At 45.3% G+C, this 13,753-nt stretch carries 7 protein-coding genes, 3 rRNA genes and 2 riboswitches; all 10 genes read right to left on the bottom strand.

Translation table 11 applies throughout. From position 1 onward, the window contains the following. Positions 1–137 precede the first annotated feature (137 nt). The 10 genes from NST74_RS03170 to NST74_RS03125 all read right to left on the bottom strand — a co-directional run bounded on the left by NST74_RS03170 (position 138) and on the right by NST74_RS03125 (position 13,729). Positions 138–890: an acyl-[acyl-carrier-protein] thioesterase gene (locus NST74_RS03170; RefSeq protein ID WP_341110349.1), complete on the bottom strand. Its 753-nt coding sequence runs from the start codon at positions 888–890 to the stop codon at positions 138–140. A gap of 238 nt (positions 891–1,128) precedes the next feature. After that, a 5S ribosomal RNA gene (rrf, locus tag NST74_RS03165) occupies positions 1,129–1,245 on the bottom strand. Between the two features lie 128 nt (positions 1,246–1,373). After that, positions 1,374–4,302 (bottom strand): 23S ribosomal RNA (locus tag NST74_RS03160). Between the two features lie 259 nt (positions 4,303–4,561). Beyond that, positions 4,562–6,119 (bottom strand): 16S ribosomal RNA (locus tag NST74_RS03155). The 16S, 23S and 5S rRNA genes sit together here, the layout of an rRNA operon. Before the next feature lie 411 nt (positions 6,120–6,530). Further along, positions 6,531–7,340, bottom strand: coding sequence for a transglutaminase-like domain-containing protein (locus NST74_RS03150; RefSeq protein WP_341110348.1), 810 nt, complete (start codon positions 7,338–7,340; stop codon positions 6,531–6,533). 13 nt (positions 7,341–7,353) lie between these two features. Then, a riboswitch (cyclic di-GMP riboswitch) is annotated at positions 7,354–7,434 on the bottom strand. 108 nt (positions 7,435–7,542) lie between these two features. Then, positions 7,543–7,623, bottom strand: a riboswitch (cyclic di-GMP riboswitch). A gap of 124 nt (positions 7,624–7,747) precedes the next feature. Beyond that, positions 7,748–8,398 (bottom strand): class D sortase, encoded by a 651-nt coding sequence (locus tag NST74_RS03145; RefSeq protein WP_042124008.1) that lies wholly within the window; start codon positions 8,396–8,398, stop codon positions 7,748–7,750. Positions 8,399–8,432: 34 nt separating this feature from the next. Next, on the bottom strand, positions 8,433–8,837 hold the full coding sequence (locus NST74_RS03140; RefSeq protein ID WP_042124006.1) for a GtrA family protein: 405 nt from the start codon (positions 8,835–8,837) through the stop codon (positions 8,433–8,435). Continuing rightward, positions 8,827–9,807 (bottom strand): glycosyltransferase family 2 protein, encoded by a 981-nt coding sequence (locus tag NST74_RS03135; protein ID WP_076116865.1) that lies wholly within the window; start codon positions 9,805–9,807, stop codon positions 8,827–8,829. The genes NST74_RS03140 and NST74_RS03135 overlap by 11 nt, the downstream gene beginning before the upstream one ends. A 99-nt stretch (positions 9,808–9,906) precedes the next feature. Beyond that, the gene (locus NST74_RS03130; protein ID WP_341110347.1) at positions 9,907–11,685 is read right to left on the bottom strand and encodes a phospholipid carrier-dependent glycosyltransferase; all 1,779 of its coding nucleotides are present in this window, start codon (positions 11,683–11,685) and stop codon (positions 9,907–9,909) included. Beyond that, entirely contained in the window at positions 11,675–13,729 is a 2,055-nt protein-coding gene (locus NST74_RS03125; protein WP_341110346.1) for a glycosyltransferase 87 family protein, read from the bottom strand. The genes NST74_RS03130 and NST74_RS03125 overlap by 11 nt, the downstream gene beginning before the upstream one ends. Between the last annotated feature and the right edge of the window lie 24 nt (positions 13,730–13,753).

Genomic DNA, 13,753 nt, shown 5'->3' with positions numbered 1-13,753 from the left:
CTTTAATTGTGACAGGCTCTAAAAAATATTCCAAATATGTTAAAAGCATCAACCAAAGACAAATAAAAAAGCGATTGCCCCGATTGATGCTCGGAGAAATCGCTTTTTTATAATAATATTCCAGATTTACTATTTACTTACTTAATATCTTTTAAATCTAAAAAAGCTTCAAAAAATATAGTATCACTATTCTGACCACGTACATATATACCATCATCGGTTACTGCCGAACGTAAAATAGTCAGTTCATCCCCAAACTTTGCTTCTTGTAGATAAGTAATCCGGAAGCGTGTGAACTCTGCATTATCCCATTCCGCTAAACTGAGTGCATCACAACATAAATCTCCGTATCGGGCATTATTCAGATGTCCGTTGCTATCCAGCCCACTATATCTTACCTGATACCGATAAGCTTCTTCCATAGTAATATCAGTAGGGATCGTTACCTTAACAGGCATATCGCCTACTGAATCGCCATTATAGTGCTTAACCTGAACTGGAAGAGCGTTCGGTCTGAGTATCTTTCTCTTCTCAATATCTACTAAAGCCCATATAGAACGCGCTGTGGCAATCTCTATATGATCTGCATCGAAAATACGATAATCCCGTTGCCATAAAGCCCCTTTAGTACCTTTACTCCAGGTATGTACGCTAAGCACATCATTTGGGCGAGGAATACGCTTAAAATCAAGATCTAACGTAATCATCATCCAGCCCATTCCTGCATTCAGAATTTCTTCCACACTTATCCCCAAATTACCCACCGCGAAGTCTGCCGCACATTGCATGATATCCAGAATAAAGGATAACTTACCCTGCGAACGATAATCCGTGTCGCTCGCATGTACAGAAAAATCTTCTATCCACACAAGATTGCTACTGTTGTCCATTGTTTATCCTCCTACCATGCAAAATATCCTTGCATTTACTTGAAGTATCCACATATACCACTGCTCTATCCACATAAATTGGGGACTACTTTCAATTTTGAATATATTTTTTTATTTCATCCACATGTTAGTAACTTTTATTTTTTCGTTATTTACCCATGACTTATCCACATTATTTAAATTAAGCGATAAAGGGAACAAAAAAGCCATTGTTGATAAATCAACAATGGCTTCGTGTGCTTGGCAACGTCCTACTCTCCCAGGACCCTTCGGTCCAAGTACCATCGGCGCTGGAGGGCTTAACGGTCGTGTTCGGGATGGGTACGCGTGGAACCCCTCCGCTATCGCCACCAAACATGCGTCTGTGAAACAGACGCTGCCGCGTGAAATTTCGTTCATCACCAGAAGTGAGAATAAATTTCTAAGCGTGTTACAGGCTTGATGCCTGAAAACTGAATCCGAATTGAATTTGCGTTTTAAGTATAGGATAAGCCCTCGACCGATTAGTATTGGTCAGCTCCATGCATTACTGCACTTCCACCTCCAACCTATCTACCTCGTCGTCTTCAAGGGGTCTTACTAATTGGGAAATCTCATCTTGAGGGGGGCTTCACGCTTAGATGCTTTCAGCGCTTATCCCGTCCGTACGTAGCTACCCAGCCATGCTCCTGGCGGAACAACTGGTGCACCAGCGGTACGTCCATCCCGGTCCTCTCGTACTAAGGACAGCTCCTCTCAAATTTCCTGCGCCCACGACAGATAGGGACCGAACTGTCTCACGACGTTCTGAACCCAGCTCGCGTACCGCTTTAATGGGCGAACAGCCCAACCCTTGGGACCTACTTCAGCCCCAGGATGCGATGAGCCGACATCGAGGTGCCAAACCTCCCCGTCGATGTGGACTCTTGGGGGAGATAAGCCTGTTATCCCCAGGGTAGCTTTTATCCGTTGAGCGATGGCCCTTCCATGCGGTACCACCGGATCACTAAGTCCGACTTTCGTCCCTGCTCGACTTGTAGGTCTCGCAGTCAAGCTCCCTTATGCCTTTGCACTCTTCGAATGATTTCCAACCATTCTGAGGGAACCTTGGAACGCCTCCGTTACTCTTTAGGAGGCGACCGCCCCAGTCAAACTGCCCGCCTGACACGGTCCCCGTACCCGATTAGGGCACTAGGTTAGAACCTAGATACGATCAGGGTGGTATCCCAACGGCGCCTCCACCGAAGCTTGCGCTCCGATTTCTACGGCTCCCACCTATCCTGTACAGATCGTACCCAAATTCAATATCAAGCTGCAGTAAAGCTCCATGGGGTCTTTCCGTCTTGTCGCGGGTAACCTGCATCTTCACAGGTATTAAAATTTCACCGGATCTCTCGTTGAGACAGCGCCCAAGTCGTTACGCCATTCGTGCGGGTCAGAATTTACCTGACAAGGAATTTCGCTACCTTAGGACCGTTATAGTTACGGCCGCCGTTTACTGGGGCTTCGGTTCATAGCTTCGGGTTACCCCTAACCACTCCCCTTAACCTTCCAGCACCGGGCAGGCGTCAGCCCGTATACTTCGCCTTGCGGCTTCGCACAGACCTGTGTTTTTGCTAAACAGTCGCTTGGGCCTTTTCACTGCGGCCCCCTCGTGCTATTCACACTACCGGGGCACCCCTTCTCCCGAAGTTACGGGGTCATTTTGCCGAGTTCCTTAACGAGAGTTCTTCCGCGCGCCTTAGAATTCTCTTCTCGCCTACCTGTGTCGGTTTGCGGTACGGGCACCTTCTCCTGGCTAGAGGCTTTTCTTGGCAGTGTGAGATCATGACCTTCGCTACTACAATTTTCGCTCCCCATCACAGCCCAGCCTTAACGATGTGCGGATTTGCCTACACATCAGCCTCACTGCTTAGACGGACATATCCATCAGTCCGCGTCACTACCCTCCTGCGTCACCCCATCGCTCATAGCGGATTACGGTGGTACAGTAATTTCAAACTGTTGTCCTTCGACTACGCCTTTCGGCCTCGCCTTAGGTCCCGACTTACCCTGAGCGGACGAGCCTTCCTCAGGAAACCTTGGGCTTTCGGCGGATCAGATTCTCACTGATCTTTTCGTTACTCATACCGGCATTCTCACTTGTATGCTGTCCAGCGCTCCTTACGGTACACCTTCAACCCACATACAACGCTCCCCTACCCCAGATACATACGTATCTAGCCATAGCTTCGGTGGTGTGTTTAGCCCCGTTACATTTTCGGCGCAGAGTCACTCGACCAGTGAGCTATTACGCACTCTTTCAATGGTGGCTGCTTCTAAGCCAACATCCTGGTTGTCTGTGCAACTCCACATCCTTTCCCACTTAACACACACTTGGGGACCTTAGCTGATGGTCTGGGCTGTTTCCCTTTTGACAATGGATCTTAGCACTCACTGTCTGACTCCCGGCAATAAGTATATGGCATTCGGAGTTTGACTGAGCTTGGTAATCCTTGCGGACCCCGCACCCAATCAGTGCTCTACCTCCACTACTCTTATACCGAGGCTAGCCCTAAAGCTATTTCGGGGAGAACCAGCTATCTCCGAGTTCGATTGGAATTTCTCCGCTACCCCCACCTCATCCCCGCACTTTTCAACGTGCGTGGGTTCGGGCCTCCAGTGCGTGTTACCGCACCTTCACCCTGGACAGGGGTAGATCACACGGTTTCGGGTCTACGTCCACATACTCATTCGCCCTATTCAGACTCGCTTTCGCTGCGGCTCCGTCTTCTCGACTTAACCTTGCATGTTAAACGTAACTCGCCGGTTCATTCTACAAAAGGCACGCCATCACCCATAAATAGGGCTCTGACTTTTTGTAAGCACACGGTTTCAGGTTCTATTTCACTCCCCTTCCGGGGTGCTTTTCACCTTTCCCTCACGGTACTGTTTCACTATCGGTCGCCAGGTAGTATTTAGCCTTAGCAGATGGTCCTGCTGGATTCATACGGGGTTTCACGTGCCCCGCACTACTCGGGATCCGTCTCGGAGAGAACACAGTTTAGGTTACAGGGCTTTTACCTCTATCGCGGGCCTTTCCAGACCTCTTCACCTACCATATTCCTTTGTAACTCCATGTGAGACGTCCCACAACCCCTAAGAGCAAGCTCTTAGGTTTAGGCTGTTCCGCGTTCGCTCGCCGCTACTGACGGAATCACTATTGTTTTCTCTTCCTCAGGGTACTTAGATGTTTCAGTTCCCCTGGTCTGCCTCTACATACCCTATGTATTCAGGTATGAGTAACTGCGAATTACCACAGCTGGGTTTCCCCATTCGGACACCCCCGGATCAAAGCTTGCTTACAGCTCCCCGAGGCAGTTTCGTTGTTCGCCACGTCCTTCGTCGGCTCCTGGCGCCTAGGCATCCTCCGTGTGCTCTTATTAGCTTAACCTTGATTTTTCCGCAGGAAAATATCATACGATATCTCTCTTGGAATCATCTCACTAATAACATTTACTTGTTTGCACAAGTTGCTAAAAGATGTTCTAAAACGCAAATTCGTTTCGGTATCCAGTTTTCAAGGATCAAGTCTTACTTGAGAGCTTAAACTCTCAAAACTGAGCAACGAGTGAGTAACAGGCCTAAACCTGAGATTTGGAAGTTTAACTTCCGATTTGAATGTCTCCACTTCCGAAGACGATTCTCCATAGAAAGGAGGTGATCCAGCCGCACCTTCCGATACGGCTACCTTGTTACGACTTCACCCCAATCATCTACCCCACCTTCGGCGGCTGGCTCCCTTGCGGGTTACCCCACCGACTTCGGGTGTTGTAAACTCTCGTGGTGTGACGGGCGGTGTGTACAAGACCCGGGAACGTATTCACCGCGGCATGCTGATCCGCGATTACTAGCAATTCCGACTTCATGCAGGCGAGTTGCAGCCTGCAATCCGAACTGAGACCGGCTTTGATGGGATTGGCTCCACCTCGCGGCTTCGCTTCCCGTTGTACCGGCCATTGTAGTACGTGTGTAGCCCAGGTCATAAGGGGCATGATGATTTGACGTCATCCCCACCTTCCTCCGGTTTGTCACCGGCAGTCACTCTAGAGTGCCCAACATTACTTGCTGGCAACTAAAGTTAAGGGTTGCGCTCGTTGCGGGACTTAACCCAACATCTCACGACACGAGCTGACGACAACCATGCACCACCTGTCTCCTCTGTCCCGAAGGCCGCTGCTATCTCTAGCAGATTCAGAGGGATGTCAAGACCTGGTAAGGTTCTTCGCGTTGCTTCGAATTAAACCACATACTCCACTGCTTGTGCGGGTCCCCGTCAATTCCTTTGAGTTTCAGTCTTGCGACCGTACTCCCCAGGCGGAGTGCTTACTGTGTTAACTTCGGCACCAAGGGTATCGAAACCCCTAACACCTAGCACTCATCGTTTACGGCGTGGACTACCAGGGTATCTAATCCTGTTTGCTCCCCACGCTTTCGCGCCTCAGCGTCAGTTACAGCCCAGAAAGTCGCCTTCGCCACTGGTGTTCCTCCACATATCTACGCATTTCACCGCTACACGTGGAATTCCACTTTCCTCTTCTGTACTCAAGTCACCCAGTTTCCAGTGCGACCTTAGGTTGAGCCCAAGGTTTAAACACCAGACTTAAATGACCGCCTGCGCGCGCTTTACGCCCAATAATTCCGGACAACGCTTGCCCCCTACGTATTACCGCGGCTGCTGGCACGTAGTTAGCCGGGGCTTTCTTCTCAGGTACCGTCACTCCGGTAGCAGTTACTCTACCGGACGTTCTTCCCTGGCAACAGAGCTTTACGATCCGAAAACCTTCATCACTCACGCGGCGTTGCTCCGTCAGACTTTCGTCCATTGCGGAAGATTCCCTACTGCTGCCTCCCGTAGGAGTCTGGGCCGTGTCTCAGTCCCAGTGTGGCCGTTCACCCTCTCAGGTCGGCTACGCATCGTCGCCTTGGTGGGCCGTTACCCCACCAACTAGCTAATGCGCCGCAGGCCCATCCCTCAGTGACAGATTGCTCCGTCTTTCATTCTTCCTTCAGGAGAAAAAAGAAATTATCCGGTATTAGCTACCGTTTCCGGTAGTTATCCCAGTCTAAGGGGCAGGTTGCCTACGTGTTACTCACCCGTCCGCCGCTAAGTTATTTTGAAAGCAAGCTTTCAAAATAACTCCGCTCGACTTGCATGTATTAGGCACGCCGCCAGCGTTCGTCCTGAGCCAGGATCAAACTCTCCAATTAGTATTGAAAAGAGCGATATGCTCATTTTGAAACATCTGACGAGAAAATTAATTCTCACGATGAAATCCCAAAAGCGTAAGATACGCTGTGAAACTCATCAGTTTTGGATTTCACTTTCGTGATTTCCTACTCACTCGTTGTTCAGTTTTCAAAGATCAAGTTCTCGTTGGCGCCGTTTAATGTCTCAGCAGCAACTCTTATAATATATCATGTTGTTCTCAGTAATGCAAGCTTTTTTTCGAAAGCCGTTTATATAACTCTCTCAAACATTGCCTGTACGCTGTCTAACAACGCTTAACTATAATAACCTATCTACTCATAGAAAAGCAACCCCTAATAGAAAAATAAACAACCAGCTTAATAATTAAGCTGGTTGTTTATTTAATAGAGTTATGATTCTAGCGTTTCAAATTAATAGTATTTTGCTGCAGTATACTTACTTGAAGCCTTAATAAAATCCGTATTCTTCTTACTCTTCGCTGCCGATGCATCTACCGTGGTATCAATAGTAACCCATTTCCCATCCATCAATACTTCATTCCATGCATGGTATTGCGTAACGTAGCTAGTATTCCCCATCACCAATTTAGCAGGCACATCTACACTACGCAGCATTGCGGCAAAAAGAGAAGCATAGTCATAGCAGATTCCTTTTTTAGTATTCAAAGTGTTGTTAATGTTCGGAATGTAATCTGTTGTTACGTTATTAGCAAGAGAATAATCATATTGTACATTAGCAACTACATAGTTATAAATTGCCTTAACTTTTTCTTCATCTGTTGTTTTACCTTTTGTAAGCTCTTTAGCCTTAACGATTGCTTTATCAGAAGAACTCCATTTCACATTCTGTACGGAGCCCAAATATACGGAATTTGAGTCGTTCATAGTTAAATCTACTACTTCAGAATAGAGAGCCTTATATTTATTACCTGTTGTATTCTCAAGAACAGAAACTTTATAAGTCCCATTCCCTTGTTGCAAAGGGAAGTCCTCAGCTTGTCCAGAAGCATATAAATTGTATGTATAGCTACTGTTATCTTTTGTGATCATCAGCTTAACTCTTTTATCTTTTGGAATATCGTAGTTAATACCGATTACACCTTGAGCTAATTTGGATGTATTCAACCAGTTTGAATCTGGACTTGCAGCTTGAGCTGTGCTTACTGGAACCGAAGTAATCAGCACGAACAGCGCCACCATCATAAAATAAACCTTTTTCACGGATAAAACTCCTTTCGGTAGCTGGCTGCCATCCTTTCGGGAAGGCCCTTTAGCTTTGCGTCCCTACCTTTCGATAGGTTTGCCGTTATCGTATAAGCTCTATCTGTTCTAATTTCACTAGACAAATTAACAGAATCAGTCCAAGTAGAAATATGAATCTAAGATTCTTATATATTTTATAAAAACAAAAAAAGCCTCTTCATTCGGTAACTGGCTGCCATCCTTTCGGGAAGGCCCTTTAGCTTTGCGTCCCTACCTTTCGATAGGTTTGCCGTTTATCGTGTTTAGCTTTTATAGTCTTATACTACCATATTTATCCTCGTAAACAAGAACAAAATTGCTAGTTTTGCTATTATTTTATAGTTATCTCTCTGTATTTCAGTTCTCTTGTCATTTCTCATCTACTATTAGGTAAGCTTAGCATGAACAATCAAACGATGTGTAGGATCTACTAGTGGGTCACACGTAATTAGAGTAAGAATCTTATCCTTGTTATTCCCGTCAAGAACAGACACATCACTGGGAAGTACAACAGAAATATCATAAACCTCGTAATTATATACCTGATCGCTCGTTTTTACCGTGATTACATCCCCAACCACAACTTCATTCAATCTGTTAAACAATCTGCCCGTAGTTCTAGCTCTATGAGCAGCTATTGCGGCGTTCCCGATTTCTCCAAGCGGGGCCGTTTCTTTCATATGGGCCGCAGCATGCTTCATATTTGCTTTTGTTGCTCCTTCTAATACTGGCAGCTTCAGATCAATCTTAGCAATCTCTATTAATGCGATAACTTTGCCGCCCACTTCAATCTCCGGTTCTGGCTTTTCTGTTTCTTGAGGCTGTGCCTGTGCATCTAGAACGGATTCCTCTGCTAGTAGCTGAGTGACCTCGGCATATCTACTCTTCAGATCAGGTGGTGGAGTGCTTTCGATGGTGCTCAGTTCAGCCGTTTCTAATAGCTTCTCCTGCTGCCAGTCGTTATACCATTCGTTAGCTTTTGGATAAAGCATGATAAGGATCCCAGCCAGTATGAGCACATACGAGAATTTACGCATGATTTTCACCTCCGTGGATTGGTTCTACTGCACTTTAGAAAACCCATTTACGACTTCCGAAGAAGTTAATGATCACCGTCACAAACGTTACTAATACCTTAGAGATCAACACTTGAATGCCTAGTTTGTCAGTCAACAGATGCATTAGCAACAGCGATATTCCGAGCACTACCAGATTCAGTATGATAAACTTCAGCAACTGAGCCTTATCAAAGCCCTCTTTACTGCCACGATTGTGATCCTTGAAGGTAACTTTTTTATTCAAAATAAAGCTGTTCGCTGTCCCTGCACTATAAGAAATCACCTGTGCCAACGCATATACCATTCCAAGTGAGTTCAGTAATGTGAAGATTACGAAATCAATTAGGGTATTCACCAAACCTACGGCATTAAATTTAAGAAACTGTATAAATGCAGCGCGTAAGTTCTTATCTGACATTATTGTAGTCCTTCCGTCGATCCACTTGTTCCTCGTTAGGATATCCTTTAGTCTCACTTACAATATATAGCGGTCTATCCTTAGACTCGTCATAAATCCGTCCAATATACTCTCCGATTACACCTAACAGCATCAGAACGATACCATTAAAGAGCAAATTGACGCCTACAATGGAAGCCCAACCTGGAACCGTCCATGATGTGAAGAAGATTCTTTGAAATAAGACGAAGAATAAATAGAGAAAGCTAGAAAAGGATAGAAAAAATCCAACATACGTAGCAATCTTAAGTGGTTTATGGGAAAAGGAAGTGATACCATCTAGCGCAAAACGAATCATTTTCTTGAGCGGATACTTGGTTTCACCTGCATAACGTTCTTCCCGCTCATACTCCACCATCGTCTGCTTAAAGCCGACCCAGCTTACCAAACCTCTGACATACCGATTTTTCTCCTTGAGCCCCCGTAAGACGTCACATACTTTACGATCAATAAGACGGAAATCGCCTGTATCCGTAGGAATGTCCACACTTGTCATGCTGCTGAGCAGCCGGTAAAACAGCTTCGCCGTTACCTTCTTGAACATCGTCTCCCCACGGCGCTTCAGCCGCTTCGCATACACAACATCATAGCCCTCTTTCCACTTCTCGATCATTTGCAAAATGACCTCAGGCGGATCTTGAAGGTCAGCGTCAATAACAACGACCGCTTGACCTTCTGCATAGTCCATGCCAGCTGTAATCGCTACCTGATGTCCGAAATTACGCGAGAAGTCAATTAGCTTGACGCATTCATCTCGATCACTGATCTCCCGAATCATTTGGGCTGAACGATCACGACTTCCGTCATTAACGAAGACTAGCTCATAAGTATCGCCGCATTCGTCCATTACTTTTTTCAAACGTTCGTAAGTAACGCTAATTACTTGCTCCTCATTGAACATGGGTACAATTACACTATATCTGGCTTTCACCTTTATTCCTCCTACAAGCTTTATGGAGCGTTACATCTTCCTATTCTTCCTAATAACGCTGTAAGCATAAACTTATTGTTATAGATTCTTTTTTAAAGCTTAGAAAACCCAAGAAGGGAACCAACGCAGCATGTTCTTCACGTAATCACCGCTAACCTGCATCCCTGATAGGACTGGGTAGAACGCGACAAAGAGCAGTAACGCAACAGCCACATAAGCATAACGAACGTAACGAGCCTCAGGAAATTTACTATCTAGTAACTTCATTATATATACAATACCAAGAATCATAAAAGGTACCATAGCAAAATAATGGTAGATAAAGGTTTCTCTCGGGACAAGCATCCACGGAACATATTGTGAGAAAAAGGCGATCCAGATCATATACAGGTTTTTATCTTTGCGTTTCAGCGTAATCCACAGCGTTGCTAGCATTGCAAAAATACCCGTCCACCAGATAAGCGGATTCCCCATAGTCACTATACTTCTGACCTGACCTTCCGGCAATCCTTCACTGCCACTGAAGAACCAGACAGGTCTCTTCATAAACGGCCATTGCCACCAGGAGGATGCAAAAGGATGTGTAGCTACAAGCTGACTGTGGTAGTTGTACATATTCTTTTGAGAATCAATCAAACCTTTAATAGTAAAGCCCTCTGCAGATGCAGATAAACCCGGAACAAAAGATAAACTATAAATAATGACCGGAATGATTACGAAGAATGCAACACAACTAGCTAAAGTAATGATGGTATTCTTCCAGAACGAATTTACAGCTTCACGACAGGTACCTAAGAGTTCCTTGTCTTTGATCTTCCCTTCCGCGAGCAACCGCCCCGAAGCTTGGTATTCTCTGTAACGCTCGAAAAGCGAGATAGCTAGCATAATCGCCAGTCCGGCTCCTCCGTACAGTACAATCCACTTGGAGGCCACACCAATTCCGAAGAATAAACCTGACCAGAATAACGGAATCAAAGTTTTTCTTAGTGGTTGCCTGAAGAAATTCATAGTGTAATACCGCTGCATGAAATAAAACATCAGCATGATGAAGAATACTCCGTATACATCGATTGTAGAGATTCTTGTTTGCGTAAAATGCATGAAGTCCAGTGCGAACAATCCTGCCGCAAGTGCTGCGTATTTACTCTTTTTAAACAGACGCAGTGCCATCACATAAATGAGAGGCAGCATGGCAATCCCGAACAATGTTCCAATAATACGCCAACCGAATGGATTGACTCCGAACAATTCCATCCCTACTGCGATCAACAGTTTGCCGAGTGGTGGATGCGTGTTTTCGTAAGGCACAATCCCATGTGTATATTCATAAGCTGTCCGTGCATGGTAGATCTCATCAAAATAAGTGCTGTTCATAAAGTTGGAATATTCTGGGATGATTGACTGCTCATCAAAAAGATTGGCAAGCTCTCCTCTTTTAGCGACTGCATTAGCATCCGGTGTTACACCGGCAATGGGAAGAGGGACTCTTTCTCCCCCCTGCTCATAAAAGGCCATTTCATTTAAAGTGAAGCCCGGAGAGGTGACGGTAAACTTCACGTATCTTGCTGCAACGTTCAGAGGTTGGCTTTTCCAGATGAAGACATTTCCAACGTCCTCATTTACATCTAGAGGATTGCTCCAGACATCAGGAGTTTCACTGAATTCAAGCTTAAACTTACCGGTACCTACGCCACCGAATATATTCACACGTTCCAATTGTTTACTCTGTCCTAGATCTACATAGAAGCTTTCACCGCTAGCAGCCGGCTCCCACAATGTTTCCGGAGATTTAGTAGATCCAAGATTGTATAAAGCAATCGCCGCGTAAACGGCAGTAATAGCAAGTATACATATCCAATCTATACGCTTAAACTTCATCGTTCAATCTCCCTCCTCTCTGTTGCGGTTTTATTTGCTTGACGATTTTAAGATCTTCTTCGTATTTTTCTTCAAGAGTTGGTGGTGCTGGAAGAGGTTGCACTCCCCCGCGAACATACACATCGTAACCGATGTAGAGCATGTATAGAAGTAAGGTTAGGTTAGCTATAGACGTGACCAGTACGATTCCATCTGCACCTGGGTTTACACCTGCATTTAGATGGGTCAACGTATAAGCTACATTGATATACTGCGTTAAGCTGAATCCAAGGAATAAGGATAAAAAACGGCGATCCCGACTTGCTATATAAGTGAACATACAGAGAATAACAGCAGGGAACATATAACGTTCATGCATTTTGGTGCCAAGCACAAAAACCACTACAATGAGCGCCATACCGATAAAATAGGATTTGGATAGATCTAAGCGATCCTTTTTAAAGGAGAAAAACGCTGCTACAGCCACTGCCACTAAAATAAATATGAAGCCCCATACACGGTAAGTGATGCCCAGCCAGGTTAGGTCAAGGGATGACCACATGGGGTCAGTCAGTGCATATAGGTTAAATGCATTCACTGAAGAATAAGGATAGGAAGATAAAGTACTCTTATACAGATTAATAAGGCCAACTAAACCACCGTTATTCCAGAAAAATGGTGCCGCGAGCAATCCGAATATCCCTAATCCGTACAAAGCTCCAAATCCAAGCTGCTTCCAAGCGCGGTGATGATAGAAAGCAAACATCAATACCGGTGTAAAGATTAACGCTTGTGGTTTAATTAAAGTTGCTAATGCAAACATAATCGCGGATTGAACAAACTTTTTGTTCGCAGCCCCATGAATACTGAGCAACAGGAAAATCAAAAAGAACGAATCTGCTTGTCCCCACGCCGCTGAATTAACAAGCACCGCCGGATTAAATAGGAATAATAGCGTTAAGCCAAAAGCGATCCCCGTGCCAAGTTTTTTGCGAGACATTTGATATATGAAGTAACCCAGCACCAAATCAGAAATAATCGCCGGTAGTTTGAACAGCAAATTCTCTCCGCCCGAGCCATGCGCAAAGCCAAATACACCGCGAATAAGACTAAGCAGGGACAAAATGTACAAATAACCAGGTGGATAATCAGCAAAATACCCTTCTTCATAAAACTTACCTGGACCTAAATCAACCATACGCTGGCCCCAAGCTATAAAGGTATTCATATCATTCTGGTAGCCTTGAGCAGTAAGTCCGATCCAAATCCTTAGTATAAAGGCAATCCCGATGGCAATGCTCAGCCATTTGGAATAGACATTCTCAGGTTGCTTCATAAGCTTCTCATTGCGGAATGCCTTGGTATAAAGCACTGCAAAAAACACACTGAAAAGCGCTGAAATCAGCAGCATCTTAGTGGGAGATACTTTATGTGGGGTGTCTGCTTTTTTATCACCAGCATCCTGGCTAACAGCTGCACTATCTAGTGAAATGACGTTGGCTCCTTCGGGAGCAGCGTCTAATTTCTCTACAGACAAATCATCAAAATAAGCCTTACCTTGAATTAAGCTAGAGTAGCCTCCCAAACTTGCACCTATGCCGAATTCCTTCTGCTTAGGTCCTGTCTGACCTATGTATTCAAGATACTGCCACTCTCCTGCCGTATCCGTTACGCTGGGATAACCCCCACCTACTCCAACGGCAAGTATATTGGCACCCATTCCCTCGCCTGCGGCACTTACTACTTTGATCCATCCAGAGATTTTATAATAACTATCCGGTGTTGCTTTAATCGTCTGCACCCATTTCAAATGATTGGGTTCGATATTCTCAATGACTGCTGCTTTACTACCGGAGTGAACCTCGTCCGATTGGATGGAAAGTATGCCGGAGTTATCTCCTGAAATCCACATATCCTTAGTCCAGTTAGAAGGAGCATCCTCTCCCCCCTCCTCAAAGCCAGGGTTCTGCAATAGATTCCCCTTTGCATAAATGCTTGTTACAGGAAGCAAAAACAATAACAGCATCAATACAGTCATTGCGGCCGTACGTGTACTCTTGATCATCGTTCCAACCTCACCTCGTCCTAT

Source organism: Paenibacillus sp. FSL F4-0125 (genome assembly GCF_038008565.1).
GTDB lineage: Bacteria > Bacillota > Bacilli > Paenibacillales > Paenibacillaceae > Paenibacillus_AQ.
The sequence above is the reverse complement of the archived record's forward strand: the minus strand, read 5'-3'. Positions and strand labels throughout refer to the sequence as shown.

Coding starts and splice junctions, on each gene's coding strand:
- NST74_RS03170 (WP_341110349.1), bottom strand. CDS start 890: ATGGACAACAGTAGCAATCTTGTGTGGATAGAAGATTTTTCTGTACAT.
- NST74_RS03130 (WP_341110347.1), bottom strand. CDS start 11,685: ATGAAGTTTAAGCGTATAGATTGGATATGTATACTTGCTATTACTGCC.
- NST74_RS03125 (WP_341110346.1), bottom strand. CDS start 13,729: ATGATCAAGAGTACACGTACGGCCGCAATGACTGTATTGATGCTGTTA.
- NST74_RS03145 (WP_042124008.1), bottom strand. CDS start 8,398: ATGCGTAAATTCTCGTATGTGCTCATACTGGCTGGGATCCTTATCATG.
- NST74_RS03140 (WP_042124006.1), bottom strand. CDS start 8,837: ATGTCAGATAAGAACTTACGCGCTGCATTTATACAGTTTCTTAAATTT.